This is a genomic window from Sulfurimonas paralvinellae, assembly GCF_014905135.1.
Classification (GTDB): Bacteria; Campylobacterota; Campylobacteria; order Campylobacterales; family Sulfurimonadaceae; genus Sulfurimonas; species Sulfurimonas paralvinellae.
The window spans coordinates 1,085,323-1,111,429 of sequence record NZ_CP041406.1 but is presented as its reverse complement, the minus strand read 5'-3'; the positions used below and the strand labels follow the sequence as shown (position 1 = coordinate 1,111,429).

The window sequence follows — 26,107 nt, the reverse complement described above, 5'->3', positions numbered from 1 at the left end:
GGATGTTTGATTTTTTTTATAAACGACCGTATCTGCTCTATTCGCTGATTACGGCTTTTTTCATTATGGGAATCATTGCTTTGGTAACACTGCCAAAAAATCTTTTCCCAGATGCAAATCCTCCGGAGGTTATTGTCATCACGCAGGTACCGGGTGCTACAGCACAGGTTGCAGCCTCTACAGTTTCGAAGCCAATTGAGCAGGAGATCTCACGTCTTGGTTTGGTGACGGATGTCAGCAGTGTAAATGTCGCAGGTTTTTCAATCGTCAAAGCAGACTTTGGTTACAAAAAAGGGCTTAATGCTGCGGCAGTTGATGTTGCCAATGCGCTCTCTATTGTAAAAGCAAAACTTCCAAAAGGAACAAATCCGGCAATCTATACAGCAGGTGACTTTACACTTCCTGTCGATGTGATTGCTCTGAGTCCAAAAAATAAGAACATAGATCTTGCCGGTATTAGAAAGATCGCAGATTCGTTCATTAAACCGTCACTTTTAAGCAACAAAGAGATTGGAAATGTTGAAGTTTTTGGCGGCTATCAAAGTGCTATTAATATTGCAGTCGATCCTTTTAAAGCAAAACGCTACAATGTAAACTTCGATACTATCGCAAAAGCGCTCAACACACTTAACCGTGATATGCCGATAGGTTTTGTAAAAGGTGATAACAGCTTTTATACCATCACTTTTTATGGTGAAAAAGATAATATTGAAAAATTAAAACAGCTTCAAATCATGCCAAATGTGCGTCTTGGTGATATCGCCGATGTGAAATGGTCATACAAAAAACGTACAAGTGGTTACATTGGTAACGGTAAAGATGCCATAGCTTTAGCAGTACAACGTGCACCTGGCGGCAGTGTTTTGGATGTTTCCAAAGCGGCTCGTGCCGAAATGAAGATCTTAGAGCAAAAATATCCAAATATCAAGTTTGAGATCTCTGATACGCAAAGAGATCTGATAGAGCAGGCAAATGACAATATGCTTGAAGCTCTGCGTGATGCTATCATCTACACGCTTTTAGTCATTATGATTTTCCTTGGAAATTTCCGTGCAATTGTCGCGGCAGGGCTTTCGATTCCTATGGTCTTCTTCTCAACTATGGCGATTATATGGCTGACAGGCGGTGAGTTGAACATCGTTATCTATACAGCTATTATTTTAGCGCTTGGAATGCTGACAGATGATGCGGTTGTTGTATTGGAAAATATAGAACGACACCTTAACGAAGGGCATGAGAAACTTGAAGATGCCATTACACATGGTACAAAAGAGGTTCTCTCTCCTGTGTTTGCCGGAACGATTGCAACGATTGCTATTTTATTTCCGTTGATGTTTGTCGGTGGATTTCCGGAGAAGATATTTAAACCGCTTATTGAGACGCTTATTATTGCACTTTTAGTTTCTTGGTTCTTGTCTATTACGTTCATTCCGTCACTTTCAAAATGGCTTTATAAAAATGGAACAGGTAAGACGAAGATTGAAGGTTATTTTGAGAAGTTTTACCAAAATACGATTGGCAGACTTGTAGCTCCGTATGAGGGAATTATTAAGTTTTCAAACGGAAAGTTCTGGTTTGCACGTCGTATGATGTTGACAATGGGTGTTATCGCTATTTTGATGTTGAGTTTGAAAAATATTATGCCGACAATCGGAAAAGATGCAATGCCTCCTATGGATACGGGAATCATCAAAGCACAGATCGCATTTAGCTCCAATGAAAATGTAGAGAGTGCCCAGAAGAAGATTGAGCCGATACTTAAATGGTTAGACAGCCAAAAATGGGTGAAGATGAGCTCAGTTGCTTTTGGTACAGAACCTGGGGTACTTAGTCTTGGAAGCGGAAATCTTCCTTCTGAAGCGACAATAACCATCAATGCGGTTAACCGCTTTGAAAGAAAACGAACAATGTGGGAGCTTGAAGATCTTATTCGTGACAAACTATCTCATTTGGAGGGTATTAAACGAAATGATGTCTTTGACTTTGGTGCGACAGCGCTTTCGAGCATTAAAGCAACGGTAGATACCCGTTTGAGCTCGCCATACGTCGATGGTTTAGCAGATGCCTCTCACACAGTTCAAGATGCAATGCAAAAAGTTCATGGTTTGACATCTGTCTCAACTAGCTGGGACAAAGATTTTACGGAAATAGAGCTCGATATTGATAAAAATAAAGCGCTTAGCTATGGAGTAACACCGTATCAAATAGCGATGCAGATTCCTCTTAAAGGGCAGATAGTAGGGCTTAATGCCAATCTTGAGTCGATGAATACACAGTTTGTGAGACTCTATCTCAAAGGGAAATTCTCTAAAAATATAGAGACACTCAAACTTTTACCGATTGCAACACCATCGGGTGAGATTCCACTTGAAGCCATTGCAAAACTAAAACGTCATTTGACCTTTGCAAAGATAGAACGCGATAAAATGCTTTACTCTTTGGATGTCAACGGTTACCGCGCAAAACGACCGGTCACACACTTGACAGATGATACTTTGAACGCTTTGAAAAAAGCGAATATTCAAGATATTGAGCTCACGCAGACAGGTGATATCGCTCAGATTCATGATAGTTTTAAACGTATGTTAAAAGCGATAGGACTGGGTGTTATCATCCTCATTATGGCGCTTATTGCCATCTATCGTTCTGTTCGTATGGCGTTTATTATGATCGTTGTGCTTCCGCTTTCACTTATTGGTGCGGCGTGGGGCATGTTGCTTTTTGGGAAACCGAGCTGTATGCCGAGTCTTTTGGGGATACTGCTTCTTTTTGGTATTATCATCAAAAATGCGGTACTTTTAATAGACTTTTACCAAGGCTATAGAGAAAAAGGTGAATCTCCGTTTGACAGTGCTCAAGAGGCGGTCCGCGTGAGATTCCGTCCTGTTATGATGACGGCATTTGGTACTATTGCAGGAATGATTCCTATTGCACTGGAGCAGGCAGTTGGGCTGGAGAGACTTTCACCGTTGGCAGATGTTGCCATCGGCGGTCTTTTAGTCGGTACACTCTTGACACTTGTCTATGTTCCTATGTATGCATATATATTTGACAAAGATAACAAAAAAACAAATCCCCTTAATAAAGTTGAGGACGAGATAAAAGAGGTATTGGCGTAATGAATGAATTTTTTGCATATGGTGAAAAGGTTCCGAGTTATGACATTCGGGTTTTAAATGAGCGTGAGGCCAGAGCGGCGGCGGCAATTTTATTTGTCGGCGCTTTTTTAGGTCTTGTAAACGGTGTTATGCTTGGGACGGCTGTTTTTTCAAAGTATTTCGTTACATTTTTTGCGATCGATTTTACTTTAAGGGTGATTCAGCCGAGATATGCACCAAGTTTACTGCTTGGACGCTTTTTTGTCCGTAACCAAACACCAGAGTATGTGGGTGCAGTACAAAAACGTTTTGCTTGGGCATTGGGGATGGTGCTTGCATGGCCTATGTTTTACTATCTTGTTATTGATTTTCAGCCAAATCCACTGAAAGTTTTGGTCTGTTTGATCTGTATGGCACTGCTCTTTTTTGAAGCGGCATTTTCTATCTGTCTAGGTTGTAAGATATTTGGCTGGATCAAAAGAAAAGACCCGAAATACTGCCCGGGTGGTGTCTGTGAGATGAACATCAAAGAGCCTGTGCAGAAGTTTACTCCTGCGCAAGCAGCTATAACTGTTTTAACCATTGTTGTAATGGTCTATGGAATCTATGCATACTTTACAAAACTGCCGGATAAAACAATGTTTGTCAAAAAGATGAAAGTATTGATGATGAGTGATGCAGAGTTGCAGCGCATAGAAGATGCCAAAGCTGATGCCGAGTTTGAAGCGGATGATTTTTAAAAGTTAATTATGAAATACATCCTGCTTGTATTAAGTTTGGTATCTTTTGTGTATGCTGATACTCTTAACATACTAGGTTCTTTACGTGAGCGCGCAGAGAGTTGGCATGGCTTTAACAAAAAAGCGTATGGAAATGATTCTATAAATGCCAAAGGTGATGAAGTAGGTGAGAGTGATGATACTATCTTGCTCCAACGTATTATGCTTGGAGGAGAGTATAAAACTTCCAATATAGACTACTCACTCATTATGTATGACGCAAGAGAGTGGGGCAGTTCTTTAACTGATCTTGATTTCATAAAAAATAAAAATACCCCTTATGTTTATGCCATGAATCCTTACCATGAACATTTTGAACTTTATGACGCTTCTCTTACTTTTAAATCGCTTGGTATAGATAATCTCTCTTTTAAAGTGGGGCGTCAGGATATTGCTTATGGTGACAATCGTATTATAGGCCCTGGAAAATGGGGTAATACTATTGGCTGGCTTTGGGATGCAGGGAGATTCTCTTACAAGTTTCATGACAATTTCATAGATGCCTGGTACGGACAAACAAGAACGAAAGATCCTAATAAATTTAGTATGTTTGAGAAGCATCTCTATGAAGGTGCTGTAGTTTACAGCCATTTTAAAACGACACAAAAGGGAGCAGTTGAGCCTTTTTATGTTTACAAACATAATTTAATTCCAAAGATGAGCTCAGGGCATAAAAGTTATGAGTATCTTAGCTATACAGGTGCGCGTTTATATGAAAAAGATTATAACAGTTTTACTTATGATGCAACCTATGTAAATGAATCAGGCAAAGATGGCAGCAAAAAAATCAATGATTTTGCTTATGTTCTCAAAGGCGGTTATCAATTTAAAAAAACACTACTCAAACCAAAAATAGTGCTTGGAAGAGTCTATGCCGGCAAAGATTTCACTACGCCTTTTGGCTCAACGGACGGCAGTCACTACGGGCGAATGGATTTGATGAGCTGGTCGAATATGCAGGATAATCAAATTGCTCTTTATTTGTACCCAAATAGTAAAATAGATACAAAATTCACCTATCATGATTTTAGTCTGGCTGATGCAGATGGAAAGTGGGCATATTATGGATATAAAAATAAACCAGGTTACACCGATAAGAAGTTAGGAGATGAAATGGACGCAGAGTTTTTTTATAAGCCTGTAAAGAACATAAAACTCTCCTTTATCTATGCCTATTTTAAAGCAGGAGCATTTGTGAAAAATAGTGTTGCAGACAATAATGCACAACATATATTTTTACAGTTTGAATATAAGCTCTAAGTCTATTTTTAGACAGGTAATACTTTTTAATTAAGTCTCATTTTTATATAAAATTATTGATGTATAGATATAATTAAGTTTTATTGTGTTAGAGTCTATTGAAAAAAGGTGATAAATGAAGAGACAAGTAATGTCTTTGTTCTTATTGAGTACAATCTCTCTTAACGCAGATCAGATTGCATTTGCCGTTGATAATGATTTTTTTGTAGGTAAGGACGGGCACTTTACAAATGGTGCTACCTTTGCATGGTTGGAAGATAATGAGCAAAATGGTTATACTGATTTTTTGATAGATACTCTTCATAAATTTTCAATAGAGCTTGATAAGAGTAAAAACTATAATGCGGGTGTAAGTTTAACACAGATAATAATTACACCTGATGATACAACAATTGTAACTCCTCAATACAATGATATCCCTTATGCAGGGTATTTGGCACTCTCAACGTATTTAATCCAATCAGACAGCAACAGTTTTATAGAATACGCATTTGATTTGGGTATTGTAGGGCCTGCATCTTTAGCTGAGAGTACACAAGACACCTTTCACGCAATCATAGGAAATGACAAACCTGCAGGTTGGAATACACAGCTAGGCACACAGCTTACCGCTAATCTTTTGGTTAATTGCGGAGAAATTTCATGGGAAGGTAAACTTGGTGATGATTTAGATGCCGACTGGTTTAACAATGCCGCTGTTTCTCTTGGTAATTTTAATACTTCAGTCTTAGTGGGAACTGCATTTCGTGTAGGTCGCAATTATGTTAGAAATTTTAATGAACACTATCCATGTCTGCGTGAAGAGCCAACATTGGTAGGTGTTAAAAACCATAAAGGCTTTGGCTACTCTTTTGATACGGGCATCAGTGGGGTTGGTGTCGCTTATAATTATATTCTTAATGAAGCAAAAGACGAGGGTTATCAAACAGAAAAAGAAAATTTTAAAATGACCGGATTTATTGCTGCTGATGTATATTATGATAATCACAAGCTAAGTTTTTATTATCAGGGGCAGACACCGGCAATAAAAGAAGATAATAGTAATAATTATTTTGGAGGTTTTTTATATAGCTATAAATTCTAAGTTTATTTTTAGTCAAAGGGTTATATAATTAACTAAATAGTTAGTTATAATACAAAGGATCAATTATGAAAAGTAAAATAGAAGAGTTTGATAAATATCTTAGAAGTTTTGATTATCAAGAACGACAGGATATGAAAATAAAGCGTGATGAGTTGTTTGAACAGTATACAAAAGGCGAGATTCAAATCATAGATATTCGTTTCAATGAAGAGCATGAAGCATGGAGCTTGGGTTTTGGCGATCATATACCGCTTAATGAGCTGCCGGACAGACTTGATGAGATAGATAAAAACAAAACCATAGTAACAATGTGTCCTCACTATGACCGTGCTGAAATAGCACGACTCTATTTAAAACTGCAGGGCTTTGACGCAAAATATCTCACAGATGGGATGTTAGGAGTTATTGAAGGTCTGCGTGGTGATAAAGCACGGGATTATATGAACAAACTTAAAGGATAAATCATGCAAGAATTAGCGAGAAAAATAGTACCAAGTGAAATGAGCAATATGCGTATAGAGATTGAAGATTTTGTCTCTTTATATAATGAAGGAAAATGTGAACTCGTTGATGTTCGTGTACCTTTTGAGACAGCTGTGTGGCAAGTGAATTTCGGTTTGAAAATTCCGGCAAATGAGCTGCCGGAACGTCTGAACGAACTGCCAAAAGACAAATTAATAGTCGTTGCTTGTCCAAAAACGGATCGCTCGAACATGGCGCGAATCTATCTTGCAAGTGAAGGTTTTGAAGTGAAGTATCTTGTAGGTGGGCTGTTAGGCCTGATGGACGCACTTAAAGGCGGCAAAGCAAAAAAAATCAATCTATAAAAGGGTAATGGATGGGTCCTGAATTATTACATTATACAATATATTTCTTTTTGACATTGGGACTTTCTACTCTTTTTTCAATGGGTGGAGTCGGCTCTGCCATAGGGCTTGTTCCTATTTTTTCGATGATGGATATGTCTTTAAATCTTGCAAAAGCTATAGGACTGTTCATAAATTCTGCATCTACAATTACAGCATCAATTATGAATTTCTTTCGTGGTGTTTTAGATATTAAATTTGCTATTCCTCTTATTGTTTCTATTATGATTGCAACACCTTTGGGTGCTTATGCAAGTCAATATGTCAATAAAGAGATAGTTGAATGGATATTGGTCGCTTTTATTGTTATTAGTGCTTTTTTACTGCTGTTTTCCAACAGAGAACAAAAAGTTGTATATGACAAAGCATGGATTTTATATGTTATTGGCGGCAGTGTAGGACTTATCTCTGGGACTATCGGTGTCGGCGGCGGCTCTCTTATTATGCCGCTTTTGATTCTTTTGGGTTTTGATGCGAAAAAAGCTGCCTATGCCATTAGTTTCGTTATACCGTTTTCAACGCTTGGTGCATTTGCGACTTATCTGAGTTTTGTAGATATGGACTGGATGCTTTTAGGTGTCGTGACAGTAGCAGCCATAATCGGTGGTTATTTGGGTGACAGAATAATGCACTACCGTTTAACGCCTTCACAGGTGAAAAAGCTTATTGCCGTTGTATTACTGCTTTTAGCAGCAAAAATGATTTATAAGCTTATAGGAGCGTAAAGATGTTACATATATTGAAAGCAATAGCTACAAAAATGCTTGAGAATGAGAAAAAGGATGCCTTAGACTGTAGTATTTCAGATGAAGTAGTAGATGAATGGTTAGATACTATAGAAGAGCGAAAAAAAAGAATGCAGGAACATCATAAAACTGACACCGAGCAGTATGATATGCTGTTAGGTGTGGAAAAAGAGGTTAGACAAATCAAAGAGATTCGCGCGAAAAAATGCACGAAATCTGATTAGAAAAGGATGGTTACAATGTTACATGTAATGGCTAGAATAGCTGATTGGCTTATTGATCATGAAAAAAAATCTGCACTTGATTGTACTATACCTGATGAAGTTCTTGATGAATGGAAAGAAACCATAGAAGAAAGAGAGAAATCTATGAAAAAGAATCATCTCAGTGGAAGCGAGCAATATGATATGTTGCTTGAATTGGATAAAAAAGTTAAAAACTTGGAAACGATACGTGCAAAAAAATGTGCGCAGAAAGAGAAGTAAAACTATGCTTAAAACACTCTGCTTCCAGAGTGTTTTGAAGATAGGATTTCACCTGTCTCAATCTAATTTTACAAGGAGTTTGTCATGCAAATGCCAACGCCAGAACAAGTTTTAGCACAAATGGAAGAAAAGTTTGGACATGAGGGTGTTCCTAATTCAATTCGTCTAGCACAGGGTGTAGCGCCGGAAATGCTTGTTGAACAGGCAATGAGCTCTAAAATGAGTATGCAGAGTGATACAAATGCACTTGATCCAAAAACCTCTCTTTTGGTCTATTTTTCTGCCGCACTTGGAATGAAAGATCAGTCATGCATTGATACTTTAACATATGCTGCATTAAATGCCGGTGTTTCTAAAGAAGAACTTCTCTCAGTGGTAAAAATAGTGAGACATGCTGCGTTTAGTGGTATCGTCGGTGCAGCAGAAGATGTTCTTAAAATTATCAAAGAACATGAAGATAAATAAAATAGGAAAAAAAGGAATATATTATGAAAAAAGTAGTTATTTTAGGTGCAGGATTTGCAGGGTTGCATATATTTTACAAAATTCGTCACCTTATAGGTAAAAAAATAGATGTTACAGTTATTGACTCACGCTCTCATTCACTTTTAAAACCTTCATTGCCTGAGGTGGCATTCGAGGGTGCGCCATTATCGCATTCACTTGTTGAACTTAAGCATACTCTTGAGGGTCGTGGAGCTGAATTTATTCAAGATGAAGTAACACATATTGATGAAAAAAACAATATGTTAATGCTGAAAAATAGTGAAAATGTCGAATATGATTACCTTATGGTGACACTTGGTGCTGTCAAAGATTATGATGCTATAAAAGGTTTTAGAGAGTATGGTTATTCTGTCTGTGATGATGAGCAGGCACAAAGACTTTGGGAGAGAGTAAAAACTTTCGAAGGTGGCAAAGTAGTTACAGGTGCTGCAAAAAGTACATGGGGAACACGTGTTGATGCACCGCCGCTTAGTGCCCCTTGTGAAGGTCCTATTGGTGAGATTATGTTTATGCTGGATTATTATCTTGAAAAAGACAAAGACAAAAAAAGAGGTGAAGATTACAGCATAAATGTTTTCACTCCGGGTGAAGTATTTTTTGAAGATGTAGGCGATACTCCGCGTGAGGCCATTGGTAAGTTTATGACAGAGTATCAGATGAATCTCTCAAATGATAAAGTACTGACTGAAATAGGAAAAGATTTTGTAGCTTTTGAAGACGGTACGAAAATGGATTGTGATCTGGCAATTATTATTCCTCCGTATGCTGCTCCACAAGTTTTAAAAGATTCAAATATCGGCGATGAAAAAGGTTTTATCCCGACAGATAAAACAATGCGCCATTTAGACTTTGACAATATTTTTGCAGCCGGTGATATTGCAGCATTAGCACAACCTAAACTTGGTCATGTTGCTATCATACAAGGTGCAATAGCAGCTGCTAGTTTACTTAAAGAGCTTGGCGAAGATGTGGAAATCCCAGCGCACGAATTGGAAGTTTTTTGTATTATGAATATGGGTGGACATGAAGCGACACTAATTGCATCAGATGTTTTATATGGCGGAAAAAGAGATATAGCCTTTTATTCACCCATTTCAAAAATGATGAAATGGGGATTTGATAACTATCTTTACTTTAATAAAGGTCATATGCCACCGGATTTTGCATTGGAAATGACAGATAAACTGGTAAAATTTTTATAACTCAAAATATGAATGTGTGAGCATATTACATGATACGTGAAAAAACAGAGAGATTGATGCAAAAATTTGAATTTTCGTTAGCTAATTTTTATCTGTTTGTATATTCTGTATTTGTTGTTGTTATTGCTATTGTCCTACCATATCTTGAACCTCAGAACTTTAAAGATTTTTTTGATGCTTTTTGGTATATGGTGGTGACTGTGTCCACTGTCGGTTATGGGGATGTTGTTCCTCACAGTGAATTTGGACGCCTGATGGCAATGTTGGCAATTTTTGGCGGCGTTGTCGCTGTTGCAGTACTCACTGCACAGCTTACAACACAGTTGGTTACAAAAAAAATATTTTCTAAAAAGAGGTATCTTATGACAGAAAATCTAAATCATCACCTTGTAATATGCGGGTTTAAAACACCTAGAAAAGATATTCTCGCAGGTTTTGTAGAGAAATATGGAAAAAATATCGTCATCGTTTATCATGATTTTCCTCCGGAACTTGAAGATGTACTCAATGAATATGATCTAAAGTTTGTACAGGGAAATTATAATGAAGAAGAAGTTTTAAAACGCGCAAATATTGAAAAAGCAGACAGAGTTATGATTCTTAATGCACATGATGAGTATTCGGATGCAAAGGTATTGGAAACTGTAATCATCATCCGTTCATTAAATAATGAAGTATATATCATTGCAGAGATTATCAATCCGCAATATGAAAATTATCTTTTAAAAAGCAAATGCGATGAAATAGTGATGAGTGAAGAGTATAACCGTTTTTTACTTTCAAAATCAATTACTGAACCGGGGATGTCAAAGGTTATACGAAAACTGCTAAGAACTTCCAACTTTAAAATTCAGCAAAAACATCCTTTTACAGGTAAAACATATAAGGAAGCTTTTGATGCATTGTTAGACAAAAGAGAGATCTTACTTGGTGTTATTGAAAATGATGTAACAGCCAAAGAGTTGAAAAAGATTATTTTGAATAATATGCACTTTGGTAAAGATGCCCAAAAATATAAAACACTTTTAAATAAGATAAAAAACAGTGAAATCCAAAAGAATGTTATCATCAATCCTGATGATGATTTTACAATAACAGAATTTAGTGCAATAATTTTGATGAAAAGGTAAGCAATGGAGAAAGAAATTTTCAATGATTTAGATACGGGTGAGAAACAGGAGTTTTTACAAATGTTTACAAACCGTGAGATAAACAAAGATGATTTGATCCGCAGTGAAGGAGAAAAATATAAAAGCGGGTTTTATCTGCTTTCAGGGAAAATAGCTGTTATTAAAAACTCTTCAAGTGAGGATATCGAGGTTATAGAAGCTACAAAAGATGATGATATATTTTTTTCTTTTTCTTCTCTTATAGACAGTGGTATGAGCTTAACAACAATTAAAGCAAAAACTTCCTGTACAATAGCGGAAATAAGTGACAAGGAATTTTTTGAATTTTGCCAAAAAAATCCACAAATCGGTGTGAAAATAATGCAAAGAAGTATGAATATGCTTATGAGATTTTTACGAAACAGTGACAAGAAATTAACAGAGATGTATAAAACATTAGAAGAGGTGCTTTAATATGAAAAATAAAATTAGATTAATACAAGAGATATATGATTTAGATCCAAAAGATTTGCCAAAGCGGAAAGAGGCTATTGAAAAAATAGCAAAATATGTCGATGAAATCATGGACAAATTTTATGAAGAGTTGTTGACACAACCTGAATTTTCAGTTTTTATACCTGTAAATAAAATTGATCTCTTAAAGAAAAAACAGATTGCATTCATCATCTCTTTACTGAGTGAGCCTTTTGATGAAACTTTGTATGAAAAAATTGCCAAAGTAGGAATAGTTCACTACCACATCAGGCTGGACCCTGTTCATATGTCGTACGGATACCATCTGCTTTCAAAACTGATTCTTGCACAAGCAGCAAGAGATGTATCACTTATGAGTGATTTGAAGCTTGTGATAAAATATTTAAAAGTTGCAGAGACAATCATGGTGGAAGAGTATTTTGAACAAAAGAATATTGAAAATTCCCCTTACCGTGCAAATAATCTCTCTTTGGCTATGAATGAATTTAATGCCGCTTATATGCACTGCTCTAAAAATATAGATGCTCTTATAGAAGGTAAAAGTGACGAGATCAATATAAATGCAAAAGAGAAATTTGAAAGACATTTGCAAAAGATCGATCCATACCGAGATATACTTAAAGCGGTAGGATTAGATATAGCGACTGTAAAAAGATACTGCACTTTGATCGAAAATGCACAAGAAGGCGAAAAACGCCAGAAAGAGGCATTGACTTTGAAAAACTATATCAAAAGGTCTTTGAACGATCTGCAGATCACTTCATTTTTAAGTTTAAACAGTTCACTGAATGTTATTCGTTCTATAACGGATGTTATTTATAACAGAACAATACGGGACAACCAAAAAACTGATGAAAAAATTGTCAAACAAAATATTACAAAACTTTTACAGGAAAATTTTGCCTGGGCAATAGAAAAGATGCTTATCTCTGATGACAAACCTGAAACTTCTTCTTATGATATAGTGAAACACATCATGCTGCCAGGAGATGAAGAAAAAATAATTTATGTAGGTGTTTCAGTCAAAGAAATATCAAATCGTATTTATGTTCTTGAATCAGTTGATTTATTGTGTGAAATCATTAAAATGACTATTTTTTTATATAATAAATAGTTGTGTTATTATTTGCTAAGGAACTGAATTATGTGGGAATTTTTAACTTTTAACAATTTTATTACGCAAGATATTTTGATTTTCTTTTATTATATCGGAGCTGTGCTTATGCCTGCTTTTATGTACTTTTTCAGATCTTTTTTGATGGAACATTTTGCATTAGTTAAAGCGGGATATGAAAAATTGTATGATTTTTACAATTCATTCTCTGTGACTGAGAAAAAAGTTTTTTGGTTTGTTATGATAACGATGTTTGTATGTATGGAGTTATGCTGGAGAATGATGTTTGAAGCTATGATAGGCTACTTTGACATGCATGATTACCTTCATATCATATCTAAGGAGATGCAAAATGCAAGATAATGTTTGTCACGAAATGAGTGCTGGGGAGGTTCTCAATGCCTCTCACGCAGAGTATCCACTCCATGAAGCTCTTATTTACGGAAGTAGACTCGATTGTGCAAAGTTTTCTAAACGCTTAAGTTGTGCTATTAAGCACTTACCGATTCGTGTGCGTTTTTCTTTTGAACATGACCCGCAAAAAGCTATAGAACAGGGTATAACAAAAGATCCGACTTTGGTTTTGGACGGTGAGATATTTTTAGAAGGTCTCACGCAGGCGGAAGCGATAACAGAGGCATTTGAAAAGCTCATTTAGTGAATTTTTCTTTATTAATATATCAATATATATTGATATATTAATAAAATCTTGTTATAATTTATAATATTTGTAAAGGATTTATATGTGGCAGTCATTAGTTAACTATTTTACGGTTGATATGTTAGGATTGAGCGGCAGGCTCAATGACACTATCAACTTTTTTATCTATGACACGGTAAAGATTCTTTTTTTGCTTATTGTCATTATTTTTGTCGTCTCATACCTGCGAACACACTTCAATACCGAATATGTAAGAGCTCACCTACAGGGAAAATCGGAACTATACGGAAATATTCTCGCAGCATTTTTCGGTATCATCACACCATTTTGTTCATGCAGTGCCATTCCATTGTTTTTGGGCTTTATTCAGGCAAGAATTCCATTAGGTGTGACCTTTTCATTTCTTATAAGTTCACCTATGAACAATGAGGTAGCTATTGCCTTGCTTTTTACGCTCTTTGGATGGAAGATTACGGCAATTTACATTGGTTTTGGACTGCTTGTCGCGATAATTGGAGGTTTTGTTATAGGTAAGATGAACTTAGAAAAGTACATCTTACTCGATGTAAAACCGATGGAAGGAGAGCTTGAAGATGTAGGCGAAGTGAAGATGTCGCAAAAACAGCGTGCAAAAGAGGCTTGGCACTATACCTATGACATCTTTAAACAGATCTGGCTTTATGTTCTTGTCGGTGTTGGCATTGGTGCATTGATTCACGGATATGTACCTGCGGATTTTATAGCCAAATATGCCGGCGGCGATAACTGGTACGGCGTACCTCTAGCTGTTATTCTTGGTATTCCAATGTACTCCAATGCAGCGGGTGTTATGCCGCTTGTTGAAGTGTTGACAGAAAAAGGCATGCTTCTTGGAACGGCACTTAGCTTTATGATGGCAATTACTGCACTCAGCCTTCCAGAAGCAATGATTCTTAAAAAAATTCTGCATGTCAGACTCATAGGCATATTCTTTGGAATTGTCGGATTTGGGATAATCTGTATAGGTTATCTCTTTAACTTTATATTACAATAGGAGAAAAAATGAAAATAGAAATTTTAGGAACAGGTTGTGCAAAATGCAAAACACTTGAAGAAGTTGTGAAACAGGCGGTTGCAAAAGTCGGTGGTTTTCATCAGGTGGAAAAAGTGGAAGATATCATGAAAATTATGGAGTACAATGTAGTGAGCACTCCCGGACTTGTGATTGACGGTGTTGTTAAATCAACAGGTAAAGTACCAACAGTCGATGAAGTGGTCAAGATGATAGAAGAAGCACAAAAATAAAGTGCAGGAAACGCTGTTAGCACTTCTTAATGCTCACTCATATTTAGCCTTTTTAGGAGCATTTGGAGCAGGGAGTATTACCGCTGTAGCACCGTGTTCACTTGTTGCTGTCCCTCTGCTTGTTGCAAGTGCAGTGGCTGTGAACAAAGATTTGAGCGGGCATAAAAAAGTGCTTTATACTTATGCTTTTACAGCTCTTTTTGCACTTGGCGTGGCACTTAGTTTTTCTGTGCTTGGTTTCATTGTTGCAAAATTCGGCGGCTTTTTTTCTGTTGCGCCGATGTGGGCGTATGTCATTGCAGGTGTTGTCAGTATCTTGATCGCTCTGTATGCGCTTGGATATTTGGGTGAGTTGGATAAATCTTCTATCATCGAGCACTTTATCGAGTATAGACTCTTTGGCGGCTTGATGATCGGTCTGATTTTTGGACTTGTGAGTACGCCTTGTGCATCGGCACCGCTTTTTGCCATCATAACGACGGCAGGCAGCAGTGGATATTTGTATGCGTATGGTTTGATACTAAGTTTTTCTCTTGGGCATTCGCTTTTACTACTTTTAGCAGGTGTTTCAGTCGGATTTACGCAAAGTATTGTGTCAAACAAAAGAGTGACAAAATTTTCAAATTATATAAATAAGAGTTTTGCACTTCTTTTACTGCTTTTTGGAGTCTATTTCTTCTATGAAGCATATTTACAAATTTAAGGATAAGTGATGAAAAAAATATTGTTAGTAACACTTTTTATGGTGTTCAATCTTTTTGGACAGGAACCAATGTTGCGCGAGACTCCTTTTGCAGAAGTTTTGCAGCAGATAGGTAAGCATAAGAGAACATTTATTGAAGTTGGCTCGGATACCTGTCGCAGCTGTCAGGTAATGGGTAGAAAACTTTATGTGATAAAACAGAAACATCCCGAGTATCCTATCTATTTTGTCAATGTTCATAAAGAGCGGGAAGCGGCTTACAGACTGCGTGTTCAGATGATTCCGACACAGATTGTCGTAGATAGCCAAGGCAATGAAATCTATAGACATGTCGGTATCTTGGAAGCTCAAGAAATAAAAAAATTTTTTAATTAAGGAAAAAATATGAGTGAACATCACCATCACGATGTAAGTGGTAAAAATCTTTTTATCACTATCGTTTTGAACATCATCATTACACTTTCACAGATTGTGGGAGGAATAATGTCAGGATCACTGGCTCTTTTGAGCGATGCAATGCATAATTTCAGTGATGTATTGGCACTTTTTATCGCTTACTTTGCCAACCGTTTGGCAGCCCGTCCAAATAATGAGTCAAAGACATTTGGTTATAAACGTGCCGAGATATTGGCGGCACTTTTCAATGCTTCGGTGCTTATTGGAATTGCTATCTTTCTTGTCATAGAAGCTTTTCACAAGTTTTATCATCCAGAGCCGATTAATTCTGTCTGGGTTATCGGGCTTGGAACCTTAAGTATTGTACTTAATGCTGCCAGTGTACTACTTGTCAAAGATGACGCTCATGACAATATGAACATAAAAGCGGCCTATCTGCATCTTTTAACAGATGTTATGACAAGTGTGGCTGTTGTCGGCGGTGGTGTTTTGATGTACTACTTCGGACTTTTTTGGATCGATCCTGTGGTTTCTGCCTTAATAGCACTCTATCTTATCTGGGCATCTTTTGGTCTTGTTCGTGAGAGCAGTGCGATACTGATGCAGTTCACTCCGGAAGGGATCGATATAGAAGAGATCGCCAAAACTATTGAAGAAGAGTCTGAGATTAAGAATGTACATCATATTCACGTATGGAAACTTGATGATAATCATATCCATTTAGAAGCACATTTGGATTTTAACGAAGATGTGCCGCTATCCGTGTCAAATGCCGTTATTGAGAGACTCGAGAAAAAGCTGCATGACAGTTTTGACATTGAACACACGACTTTTCAGTGTGAATATGAGAGAGATGATAATAAAAATATCATCGCATAAGAAATATTATATATCAAGATATATTGATATATTGGAATAAATTTGCTATACTTGTATAACGTGAATAAAAGAGAGTGAATATGGAAGATTTTTTAAGAACAGTCGCTGCATTAAATGATGAAACACGGGTGCTTTTACTGCGTTTTTTAGATGAGAATGGAGAGTGTTGTGTCTGTGATCTGCAAAATTCACTCGATATGATACAATCCCGTCTTTCTCGCCATTTAAAGATACTCAAAGATGCAGGATTTTTGCGTGTTGAGAGAAAAGGAACGTGGGCATATTATTCATTACGCAGTCCCATAGACAGATTTAGAAGTGAAGCTATAGAAGAGATACGTCATCTTGATGTAAAACTTCCAAAATTAAATAAAACATCAGAAAATGAAGGATGCAAAATATGAAAAAAAATGTGCTGATACTTTGTACAGGAAATAGTTGCCGCTCTATTATGGCTGAAGCGATGATCAATGCAAAACTAGGTGATTGTGTTCATGCACAAAGCTCAGGTGTGAAAGCAAGCGGAAAAGTGAACCCTCATGCAAAGGCTCTACTTGAGTCAAAAGGAGAATGGAAAGACGAGTATCACTCGAAAGTAATCGAAACCGTACTTGATACTCCTTTTGACCTTGTTGTAACCGTATGTGATGCAGCAAAAGAGACCTGTCCTATGTTTCCAAAAGCTGTTAAAACCATTCATGTCGGTTTTGAAGATCCAAGCGGCAAGGCTGAAGAAGAGTATGAAAAAACATATGACCGAATGGAGAAAGAACTGCTGCCAATCATCAAAAAAGAGCTTTGTTGATATTTGTCATCTTCCATTTACTCTAAAAGGAGTAAAATTATCTTATAACAGATATATGGAGTTGTAAGATGTCACAAAATATTAAATGGTTTAATGAAATAGGCATAGAAGATGTTGCCGAAGTCGGCGGTAAAAATGCTTCGCTTGGAGAGATGTATCAAAACCTGACAAGTGAAGGTGTCCGCGTTCCCAACGGCTTTGCCGTAACATCGAGTGCCTACAGATATGTACTTGAAAGTAATAGTGCATGGGGAAAACTGCATGCACAGCTTGATAGTTTGGATGTAAATGATGTCGATGCTCTGCAGCGTGCAGGAGAGAACTGCCGCGATATAGTTTACAGCTGCAGACTGCCCGATGATCTACAAGCCGATATCTTAGCCGCATATGAAAAACTCAAAGAAGAATATGGCGAGAGTCTCTCACTTGCCGTACGTTCCTCTGCAACTGCTGAAGATTCTCCCGAAGCCTCTTTTGCCGGACAGAATGACACTTACCTAAATATCGCAAATGCAGATGAACTCCTCGATGCTTACAAACGCTGTCTTGCCTCAAACTTTACAGACCGCTCCATTCACTATAAATATGATAACGGTTTTGATTATCTGAAGGTCTATCTCTCTGTTGTTGTGATGAAAATGGTTCGCAGTGACATTGGTGCAAGTGGAGTTATGTTTTCTCTCGACACGGAAACAGGTTTTAAAGATGTTGTCTTTATAAATGCAGCGCTTGGGCTTGGTGAGAATGTCGTTCAGGGAACGATAAATCCGGATGCGTTTTATGTGCATAAGCCGACATATAGCAAAGGTTTCCGCACTGTTTTAAAACGCTCACTTGGCTCAAAAGAGAAAAAGATGATATTTACCGATACCATCAACCTTGACAACATTGCCGTTGAATATACGAAAAATATCCCGACAACACCAGAAGAACAATCCCACTTTTGTATAACAGACGATGATGTTATGGTGCTTGCCGGTTATGCCATCAAAGTTGAAAACCACTATTCTCAAAAAGCCGGTTTCCATAAACCGATGGATATGGAGTGGGCAAAAGACGGTATAGACGGAGAGCTTTATATGGTGCAGGCTCGTCCTGAGACAGTGCAGAGTCAGAAAAAAGGCACGATCCTAGAGACCTATCATCTCAAAGAAAAAGGCAAACTGCTTGTTACCGGACAGGCTATTGGTACGAAGATAGGGCAGGGGAAAGCACACTACATTGCAAGTGTCAAAGAGCTTGACACCTTTAAAGCAGGAGAAGTGCTTGTCGCTGATACAACTAACCCTGACTGGGAACCTATTATGAAGATAGCTGCTGCCATCATCACTAACAAAGGCGGACGAACGTGCCATGCGGCGATACTTTCACGTGAGCTAGGCATTCCAGCTGTCGTTGGCTGTGACAATGCGACCGAAGTGCTCAAAGATGCAGATGCCGTTACCGTGAGTTGTGCAGAAGGGGAAGAGGGGCATATCTATGAAGGGATTTTGGATTTTGAGATCATCAAAACAGATCTCTCTCATCTGCCTAAAACAAAAACAGAGATCATGATGAACCTTGGTAATCCCGACATCGCTTTCTCCCTTGCATCTTTACCGGTTGACGGTATCGGTCTGGCTAGAATGGAGTTTATCATCAATGAATACATCAAAGCACACCCAATGGCACTCAAACATCCTGAACAAGTCGATGATGAAACACGCGCGAAACTGCAAGAGCTTACCCAAGCTTATGAAAATATGGAAGATTTTTTCGTAAAAACGCTCTCCGAAGGTGTTGCAACCATCGCTTCTGCCGTCTATCCAAAACCATGTGTCGTTCGTATGAGTGACTTTAAGTCAAACGAGTATGCGACACTGCTTGGCGGCAGTACTTTTGAGCTTAAAGAAGATAATCCTATGATAGGTTTCCGCGGTGCTTCAAGATATGCGCATCCACGTTATGAAGAGGGGTTTGCACTTGAGTGTGCAGCTATGAAGCGTGTACGGGATGAAATGGGATTTGACAATGTCATACTGATGATACCATTTTGCCGCCGTATAGATGAAGGACAGCGTGTTCTTGATACTATGGCAAAATATGGACTCAAACAGGGTGAAAACGGACTGAAGATCTATGTGATGTGTGAAATTCCAAACAATGTCATTCAGATAGACAACTTCAGTAAACTTTTTGACGGCTTTAGCATCGGAAGTAATGACCTCACGCAGCTTACTTTAGGTGTTGACCGTGACAGTGAAGTGGTCGCGTTTGATTACGATGAGAGAGATGAGGGCGTCAAAGAGATGATCCGTCTCGCAGTTGAAGGGTGTAAACGCAACAATCGTCACAGCGGCATCTGTGGTCAGGCACCATCAGATTATCCGGAAATGGCAGAGTATCTTGTGCGTCTTGGAATCGAGTCTATGAGTCTCAATCCGGACACTGTGTTAAAAACGATAGAAAATATCGGTAAACTCGAAACCGAGTTAGGGAGATAGAAAATGTGGAAATGGCATAAAAATTTAAATCTTGAGATGAATATCAATAAAAACCTTGTAGACAATTTCAAAAAACATGCAAAGATAAGTGGGAGTATATTTGTCCTTTTTGGTGCTATCGGGATTTTCTTTCCTACTTTTATGAGTGTTACTACAGTTATGCTGGTTGCTTATCTGATGATGTTTGCCGGAATTTCTGCAGGTGTGATGACTTACAGGAGTAATAAAGAAGATTGGCATGGATGGCTCAAGAGCTTTATACTTGTTCTCTCCTCATTTTTCATTCTTTACTATCCTATTCAAGGTGCAGCAGCATTGGGGCTTGTCTTTGCTATCTACTTCTTTTCAGATGCGTTTGCAGGTTTTTCACTTGCTCTTTCACTCAGACCACAAAAGATATGGCTTGTATGGCTCTTTAACGCTATAACTTCTTTGGCTCTTGGTGTACTGTTTGTTATCGGCTGGCCGATGAGTTCACTTTTTCTTATTGGAATTTTAGTCGGTATCAGTCTGCTCTTTGATGGTGTTGCATTACTGCTTGGCGGTGCCTTTGTGCAAGATATAGATGATGAAGATAAAGATGGAGATAAATAATGAAGTTCAATATTCCGGCGGATGTTCCCGCAAACAAAGTTTCTATATATAAAAAAAATTTGAAAGAGGCAACAAACGGGAAAAACCGCTTGATGCTTTTTGCAGGTGACCAAAAGGTCGAGCATCTTAACAATGATTTTTACGGCAAAGATATCCCACTTGAAGATAACTCTCCTGAACATATGTTTCAGATTGCTTCACAGGCTAAGATTGGAGTTTTTGCAACGCAGTTTGGGCTTATCAGCAGATATGGGCGAGATTACAACAACATTCCGTATCTTGTCAAACTCAATTCAAAAACGAACCTCGTACCTTATGACGAAATAGACCCTTATTCAAAGGCTTGGCTGAGTGTGGGTGATGTGGTTAAGTTTGCAAAAGAGAGCGGTCTTGACATCAAAGGTGTGGGTTACACGCTCTATCTTGGCGGTGCGTATGAACATGAGATGCTCACGCAGGCAGCAAGCATTGTGCATGAAGCCCATAAGAACGGTCTTCTATGTGTACTTTGGATCTATCCAAAAGGAAGATTTGTAAAAGATGAACATGATGGGCATCTCATTGCGGGTGCTGCAGGTGTAGGTGCTGCACTTGGTGCAGACTTTGTAAAACTCAAAGTACCTTTTAACAAAAAAGGTAAATTCAGCTCAAAACTATTGCGTGAGGCAACGATGGCAGCAGGCAGAACAGGGGTACTCTGTGAAGGCGGCGCAAAAATAGATGAAAAAGAGTTTCTAGAAGAGTTGTATGAGCAGATACATAAAGGCGGCAGCCGTGGCAACGGAACGGGCAGAAATATCCATCAAAGACCGCTTAAAGAAGCAATAAAAATGGCAAATGCCATCTACGCGATAACTGCTGAAGATGCAACAGTAAAAGAAGCACTTAAATTACTTGCATAGGGAGAAATAAAAAATGAAAAAAAGAGTAGCAATTAATGGACTTGGACGTATTGGAAATCAAGTACTTAGACATTATATAAACAACCTTCCAAAAAACTGTGAGATCGTTGCTGCAAATACTTCGAGTGTAGAAGATGCGGCATATCTTTTAAAATATGATTCTGTCCATGGAAGAGCAGATTTTGACATTGCTACGGCTGAGAATAAACTTATCATTGATGGGCATGAAATCACAATCGTAAGTAATCATAATCCACTGGAATTGCCATGGAAAAATCTAGGCATAGATATCGTCATAGACTGTACGGGACGCTTTACCGATGGCACATTAGCTGTGCAGCATATTCAAGCGGGAGCGAAAAAAGTGCTTATCTCAGCTCCTGGAAAGAATGTTGACTTGACAATAGTAAAAGGTGTTAATGAAAAAGAGTATGACAATGAAAAGCATCATATCATTTCAAATGCTTCTTGTACAACAAACTCTTTGGCTCCTGTGATGAAAGTGCTTGAGGAAAACTTCGGTGTAGAGAATGCGATGATAACAACGACACATGCTTACACATCTTCACAAGTTACTGTTGATAAGCGTGCTAAAAAACGTAGACGCGGTCGTGCAGCTGCAGTAAATATTATTCCGACAACGACAGGTGCGGCTATTGCTACAGTAGAAGTTATCCCTGCGTTGGAAGGGAAAATGGAAGCTATGGCGCTTCGTGTTCCTGTTCCTGATGGAGCAATCACAGAAGTTGTGGCACTGCTGAATAAAGAGGTGAGTATTGATGATGTCAATAAGGCCTTTTTAGAAGCTTCTCAAAGCGAGTTAAATGGTATTTTGGAATTTACACAGGATGAGATAGTATCTTCAGATATCATAGGTAATCGTCACTCCTCTATAGTCGACGGGCTTTCTACTTCTGTAGTGGGCAATAGAATGATCAAAGTGATGGCATGGTATGACAATGAGTATGGCTACTCTCAACGACTCTTAGAAGTAGCGGACTATATCGCTGAGAATATGTAGTTTAGTGAATAGTTTTGGAAAGTCTATTTGTTATAAAGCCTTGAAAGAATGCGCCTAAAATAACGTAAAAACTAAGAACAAATGTAAACGTAAGTCCAAAATAGCTTATCATAAGCGGCAGCCATGGAAGCTTAATGGAACGTGCATATAAAAATGCCACTATAAGCCCGTCAAGGGCTCCTTTTTTTCGTAACTCTTCTAGCATCGGGTACCAGATGTATCCTGGTCCATGGCTTAATATGCCGCCAAAAAGGGTAATAGTCCAGCCTTTTACTCCACTGTCTTCTCCCAAATGCTTTGCAATACTTTTTTCATCTATAAAAGTGTTCAGCAGTGCCATGAGAAAAAAGACGATAAGTAAAATAGGGACTATCATCTTTAATGTTTCAAGACTGGCTTTGAACGATGCAATAATTTTATCGGGATGATAGAAGTAGAGTATGGTATAGAGCAGAATAACAATGCCAAGCATAATAATGCCGCTTTTGTTCTTTGGTGATTTTTGTGTACTCACGCAAAGATCCTTTCAATGAGATGGATCGTATAGACCGTTGTCCATGAAATTAATATAGCAAACAAAATACTCAGTAGATTTCTAATAACGGCAAATCTCATACCAAAAATGGAAAATTCCAAAGGCAGCTGAATCACACCCAGGGTAACATATGAGAGTATGAAAGCAGTGACCGCATAAAAAGAGACACCCTCTTTTAAAAGTTCTCCGCCTATAATGTAGCTCAAAAATGGCTGTCCGACCGAGACAGCTCCGGCAAGTGTTCCGATGAGTGTATCATGAATGACGGCATCATGAAAAAGAGAATGAATCATCTCTGGGGTGATAAAGATCTCAAAAAGCCCGACAAGACCGATGACAGCAAGTATCATAGGTGCAATCATAGCTAATGATTTGAGTGTATTTTTACTTGCAGTTTTGAGTCTTTTGGCTATATTTTCCGTCATTTAGATAATATCTTCATTGTATTTTTTTCTGTAATAACGTAACACACCCATCTTAACGGCATCATTGAATACAAACCATGTAAGTGCATAAGCCCACATTCCTAAACCCCATTCCCAGCCGATAGGTTCCATCAAACCAAAGCCGTAGACTGCTATGATTGTTCCGGCAACACGACTGAAAAACGTTGCATTAAAAAGTGTCCAAGACGGCCAAGGACGTTTCCAAAACCAATCATCTATACGGGTGTTGTAAATCGTTCCATGCCCGGCTATAACGAGCTTGGCAAAGAAAACACTCTGCACAAATGCAAGCGGCAGCTGCATATAAGTGATCAAGATCCAAAAGAGCATAAATGAAGATATTACCCCTGCAAGACCAAGCCATGAAGCCAGTACAAAAACCTCTTTCATATCCCATCGAACAGGACTCTCACGCAATTTTGTGTTATCGTAGGCAATGGTCATGATAGGGATGTCGTTTAAAAGAGCTAAGATGATGATCATGAGTGCTGTAATAGGATAAAAATCATAGACAACAATAGCCAACGTCATAAAGATAATGACACGGATAGTCTCGGCAATACGGAAGATAGTATAACTTTTCATTCGTTCGAAAATTTGACGAGATTGCTTAATGGCATCGACAATGACGGTCAGTCCAGGAGACATAAGAACAATGTCAGCAGCTGCACGTGCTGCATCGGTAGCGCCGCTTACGGCAATACCGCAGTCTGCTTTTTTGAGTGCCGGTGCATCATTGACACCATCACCTGTCATACCGACGATATGATTAGCTTTTTGCAGTTCATCTACGATGAAGTATTTGTCTTCAGGGAAAACCTGAGCAAAACCGTTCGCATCTTCGATAAGCGCAATGATCTCAGACTCATGCTTTTTAACGCTTCCTTTTGGCAGAGGCATATTATAGAGCTCTTTTTGCACTTTTTGCATGATTTTTTTAACGATTTCTTCAATTTCATCTTTAGAAGCATCAGGATGCATGGACTCGGCAATCGCTTTGGAAAGCACTTTTGAAAGGTAGATATACTCTTCGACAGATTCACCTTTGAGTGTATGAATATCTTCAATATTATCACCGATATTCAGTAGTGAAGCGATGTATTTGGCAACTGCGAGATTATCACCGGTGACCATTTTTACCGTTACACCTTTAGCTTTTGCTTCGGCAATGGCTTCAACGGAATCTTCACGCGGCGGATCAAAAAGAGGAATCAGCCCAACAAAATGATACACATCCTCTTCACATTTTCTAAACGCAACGCCAAGTGTACGAAAACCTTTGGAAGCAAAATCTTCCACTGCTTTATAAGCGGCGGCTTTGTCAAACTCTTTATCATCACTCTGTTCGATGATAACCTGCGGAGCACCTTTTGTGTAGATGATTTCACAGTTTTTATCTTCATAGATTCCTTCTGTCCTTTTATGAACAGGATCAAAAGGAAGAAATTTTTTCAGTTTTTTGGTTGTGAGTACGCTTGAAAGGTGTTTTTCATGCAAATAATCAAAAATAGGTTTCTCAATCGGATCTTGATTCTCTTCTTTGCTTGCATAGGCAGCATAGATCATTAAGTCATCGCTGCTAAAACCATCAGCAGTATAAGGCTCTGCCAGACTCATTTTATTTTGTGTAAGTGTTCCTGTCTTATCAGAACAAAGCACATCCATTCCCGCTATCTCTTCAATGGCTGCTAAACGGCTTACTATCGCCTCTTTTGCAGCTAAGGACTGTGCTCCGATGGCCATGGTGACGGTCAATACGGCAGGCATAGCGACAGGAATTGCAGATATGGTCAAAACAAGTGCGAAGATGAGCAGTTCCATTGTTGGCTGGTTTGTAGATATGCCGTGATAGACAATGATGGCTATCATAAAGAGTGTCAGAATGATAAGAAAGTTACCGACTTTGAGCACCATCTTTTGAAAATGACTTACCTCTTCATTTTGGGCTTTGGCGACCAGACCTACTGTTTTTCCAAAGTAGGTGTTCTTTGCTGTTGCCGTAACTTTGGCTATCATCTCGCCCTGTTTTATGATGGCGTTGGCATAGAGCTCATCACCTGCTTTTTTATGTACAGGCAGCGACTCGCCCGTAAGCGCAGACTGATCGACAAGTAAAAAGTCAGCTCCTTCAAGGAGTATAACATCTGCGGGTACGATATCTCCTATTTTTATCTTGACGATATCATCGGGAACGATCTCTTTGGCGTCTATCTCCTGCCATTTATCCTCACGCAGTACAACGGCTTTGCGGGCCAGCTTCTTTTTAAGCACTGCAATGGCATTAAGCGCTTTTGACTCCTGATAAAAGTCCACAAAAGCATTTACAAAAAGCAAAATAACAATGATGGTAAAATCTTCCCATCGGTGTGCAAGTGCAGAGAGCACTGCCGCTGCTTCTATCATCCAGGGAATAGGTCCCCAAAATCTTTTAAAGAGCCGATGCAGCCAACTCTCTTCTTTTTCGTTAAGCTCGTTGTATCCATACTGCTGTAATCGCTCTTGGACTTCTTCTTGACTTAAACCTTTTAAATCATTAGCACCGCTCATTTGCAAGCCTTTTTATAATAATTTATTCACTATGGAGTAATTATACTCCAATGAAATATAACATGCGCTAAATGATAATATTATATTAAGATGAAAGGGAGTAGAA

General features: G+C 38.3%; 30 protein-coding genes. 27 read left to right on the top strand and 3 right to left on the bottom strand.

What is annotated here, in order from left to right; all coding sequences use genetic code 11:
* Nucleotides 1-2 precede the first annotated feature (2 nt).
* The 27 genes from FM071_RS05800 (at nt 3) to gap (ending at nt 22,473) form a co-directional block, all read left to right on the top strand.
* Nucleotides 3-3,119, top strand: coding sequence for an efflux RND transporter permease subunit (locus FM071_RS05800; RefSeq protein WP_193109764.1), 3,117 nt, complete (start codon nt 3-5; stop codon nt 3,117-3,119).
* The gene (locus FM071_RS05795; protein ID WP_193109763.1) at nt 3,119-3,838 is read left to right on the top strand and encodes a DUF4395 domain-containing protein; all 720 of its coding nucleotides are present in this window, start codon (nt 3,119-3,121) and stop codon (nt 3,836-3,838) included. Before FM071_RS05800 ends, FM071_RS05795 begins: the two co-directional genes overlap by 1 nt.
* A 9-nt stretch (nt 3,839-3,847) precedes the next feature.
* Entirely contained in the window at nt 3,848-5,137 is a 1,290-nt protein-coding gene (locus tag FM071_RS05790; protein ID WP_193109762.1) for an alginate export family protein, read from the top strand.
* 115 nt (nt 5,138-5,252) lie between these two features.
* Complete coding sequence (locus tag FM071_RS05785; protein WP_193109761.1) at nt 5,253-6,221, top strand: lipid A deacylase LpxR family protein; 969 nt, start codon at nt 5,253-5,255, stop codon at nt 6,219-6,221.
* Between the two features lie 65 nt (nt 6,222-6,286).
* Entirely contained in the window at nt 6,287-6,682 is a 396-nt protein-coding gene (locus tag FM071_RS05780) for a rhodanese-like domain-containing protein (RefSeq protein WP_193109760.1), read from the top strand.
* Between the two features lie 3 nt (nt 6,683-6,685).
* Nucleotides 6,686-7,048 (top strand): rhodanese-like domain-containing protein, encoded by a 363-nt coding sequence (locus FM071_RS05775; protein ID WP_193109759.1) that lies wholly within the window; start codon nt 6,686-6,688, stop codon nt 7,046-7,048.
* Nucleotides 7,049-7,059: 11 nt separating this feature from the next.
* Nucleotides 7,060-7,812: a sulfite exporter TauE/SafE family protein gene (locus tag FM071_RS05770; protein ID WP_193109758.1), complete on the top strand. Its 753-nt coding sequence runs from the start codon at nt 7,060-7,062 to the stop codon at nt 7,810-7,812.
* A gap of 2 nt (nt 7,813-7,814) precedes the next feature.
* Nucleotides 7,815-8,057, top strand: a complete 243-nt coding sequence (locus tag FM071_RS05765; RefSeq protein WP_193109757.1) for a hypothetical protein — start codon at nt 7,815-7,817, stop codon at nt 8,055-8,057.
* Nucleotides 8,058-8,072: 15 nt separating this feature from the next.
* Nucleotides 8,073-8,318, top strand: coding sequence for a hypothetical protein (locus FM071_RS05760; protein ID WP_193109755.1), 246 nt, complete (start codon nt 8,073-8,075; stop codon nt 8,316-8,318).
* A gap of 84 nt (nt 8,319-8,402) precedes the next feature.
* Complete coding sequence (locus FM071_RS05755; protein WP_193109754.1) at nt 8,403-8,783, top strand: carboxymuconolactone decarboxylase family protein; 381 nt, start codon at nt 8,403-8,405, stop codon at nt 8,781-8,783.
* Between the two features lie 23 nt (nt 8,784-8,806).
* A complete protein-coding gene (locus FM071_RS05750) occupies nt 8,807-10,027 on the top strand; it encodes an NAD(P)/FAD-dependent oxidoreductase (protein WP_193109752.1) in 1,221 nt (406 codons plus the stop codon).
* Between the two features lie 29 nt (nt 10,028-10,056).
* A complete protein-coding gene (locus FM071_RS05745) occupies nt 10,057-11,157 on the top strand; it encodes a potassium channel family protein (RefSeq protein WP_226960498.1) in 1,101 nt (366 codons plus the stop codon).
* Between the two features lie 3 nt (nt 11,158-11,160).
* Nucleotides 11,161-11,610, top strand: coding sequence for a Crp/Fnr family transcriptional regulator (locus FM071_RS05740; RefSeq protein ID WP_193109750.1), 450 nt, complete (start codon nt 11,161-11,163; stop codon nt 11,608-11,610).
* A 1-nt stretch (nt 11,611) separates the two neighbouring features.
* Complete coding sequence (locus tag FM071_RS05735; RefSeq protein ID WP_193109748.1) at nt 11,612-12,745, top strand: protoglobin domain-containing protein; 1,134 nt, start codon at nt 11,612-11,614, stop codon at nt 12,743-12,745.
* Between the two features lie 30 nt (nt 12,746-12,775).
* Nucleotides 12,776-13,108 (top strand): DUF4282 domain-containing protein, encoded by a 333-nt coding sequence (locus FM071_RS05730; protein WP_193109746.1) that lies wholly within the window; start codon nt 12,776-12,778, stop codon nt 13,106-13,108.
* A complete protein-coding gene (locus FM071_RS05725) occupies nt 13,098-13,403 on the top strand; it encodes a hypothetical protein (protein WP_193109744.1) in 306 nt (101 codons plus the stop codon). Before FM071_RS05730 ends, FM071_RS05725 begins: the two co-directional genes overlap by 11 nt.
* An 85-nt stretch (nt 13,404-13,488) precedes the next feature.
* Nucleotides 13,489-14,439: a permease gene (locus FM071_RS05720; protein WP_193109743.1), complete on the top strand. Its 951-nt coding sequence runs from the start codon at nt 13,489-13,491 to the stop codon at nt 14,437-14,439.
* 8 nt (nt 14,440-14,447) lie between these two features.
* Nucleotides 14,448-14,690, top strand: a complete 243-nt coding sequence (locus FM071_RS05715; protein WP_193109741.1) for a thioredoxin family protein — start codon at nt 14,448-14,450, stop codon at nt 14,688-14,690.
* Nucleotide 14,691: 1 nt separating this feature from the next.
* Nucleotides 14,692-15,393 carry a cytochrome c biogenesis CcdA family protein gene (locus FM071_RS05710; protein WP_193109739.1) on the top strand — a complete coding sequence of 234 codons (702 nt, stop codon included), beginning with the start codon at nt 14,692-14,694 and terminating at the stop codon, nt 15,391-15,393.
* A gap of 9 nt (nt 15,394-15,402) precedes the next feature.
* The gene (locus FM071_RS05705) at nt 15,403-15,768 is read left to right on the top strand and encodes a thioredoxin family protein (RefSeq protein WP_193109738.1); all 366 of its coding nucleotides are present in this window, start codon (nt 15,403-15,405) and stop codon (nt 15,766-15,768) included.
* 9 nt (nt 15,769-15,777) lie between these two features.
* Entirely contained in the window at nt 15,778-16,668 is an 891-nt protein-coding gene (locus FM071_RS05700) for a cation diffusion facilitator family transporter (RefSeq protein ID WP_193109736.1), read from the top strand.
* 80 nt (nt 16,669-16,748) lie between these two features.
* Nucleotides 16,749-17,072: an ArsR/SmtB family transcription factor gene (locus FM071_RS05695; RefSeq protein WP_193109734.1), complete on the top strand. Its 324-nt coding sequence runs from the start codon at nt 16,749-16,751 to the stop codon at nt 17,070-17,072.
* Nucleotides 17,069-17,473 carry an arsenate reductase ArsC gene (locus FM071_RS05690; RefSeq protein ID WP_193109732.1) on the top strand — a complete coding sequence of 135 codons (405 nt, stop codon included), beginning with the start codon at nt 17,069-17,071 and terminating at the stop codon, nt 17,471-17,473. The genes FM071_RS05695 and FM071_RS05690 overlap by 4 nt, the downstream gene beginning before the upstream one ends.
* A 68-nt stretch (nt 17,474-17,541) precedes the next feature.
* The gene (ppsA, locus tag FM071_RS05685; protein ID WP_193109730.1) at nt 17,542-19,956 is read left to right on the top strand and encodes a phosphoenolpyruvate synthase; all 2,415 of its coding nucleotides are present in this window, start codon (nt 17,542-17,544) and stop codon (nt 19,954-19,956) included.
* Between the two features lie 3 nt (nt 19,957-19,959).
* The gene (locus FM071_RS05680) at nt 19,960-20,550 is read left to right on the top strand and encodes an HdeD family acid-resistance protein (RefSeq protein ID WP_193109728.1); all 591 of its coding nucleotides are present in this window, start codon (nt 19,960-19,962) and stop codon (nt 20,548-20,550) included.
* Nucleotides 20,550-21,452, top strand: coding sequence for a beta/alpha barrel domain-containing protein (locus FM071_RS05675; RefSeq protein WP_193109727.1), 903 nt, complete (start codon nt 20,550-20,552; stop codon nt 21,450-21,452). Before FM071_RS05680 ends, FM071_RS05675 begins: the two co-directional genes overlap by 1 nt.
* Before the next feature lie 13 nt (nt 21,453-21,465).
* Nucleotides 21,466-22,473, top strand: coding sequence for a type I glyceraldehyde-3-phosphate dehydrogenase (gene gap, locus FM071_RS05670; RefSeq protein WP_193109725.1), 1,008 nt, complete (start codon nt 21,466-21,468; stop codon nt 22,471-22,473).
* 1 nt (nt 22,474) lies between these two features.
* Here gap and FM071_RS05665 read toward each other — a convergent pair whose 3' ends face one another.
* From FM071_RS05665 to FM071_RS05655, 3 genes are read right to left on the bottom strand one after another with little or no spacing between them, the layout of a single operon-like run.
* A complete protein-coding gene (locus tag FM071_RS05665; protein WP_193109723.1) occupies nt 22,475-22,987 on the bottom strand; it encodes a permease in 513 nt (170 codons plus the stop codon).
* Nucleotides 22,984-23,433: a permease gene (locus tag FM071_RS05660; protein ID WP_193109721.1), complete on the bottom strand. Its 450-nt coding sequence runs from the start codon at nt 23,431-23,433 to the stop codon at nt 22,984-22,986. The genes FM071_RS05665 and FM071_RS05660 overlap by 4 nt, the downstream gene beginning before the upstream one ends.
* Nucleotides 23,434-26,001: a plasma-membrane proton-efflux P-type ATPase gene (locus FM071_RS05655; protein ID WP_193109720.1), complete on the bottom strand. Its 2,568-nt coding sequence runs from the start codon at nt 25,999-26,001 to the stop codon at nt 23,434-23,436.
* Between the last annotated feature and the right edge of the window lie 106 nt (nt 26,002-26,107).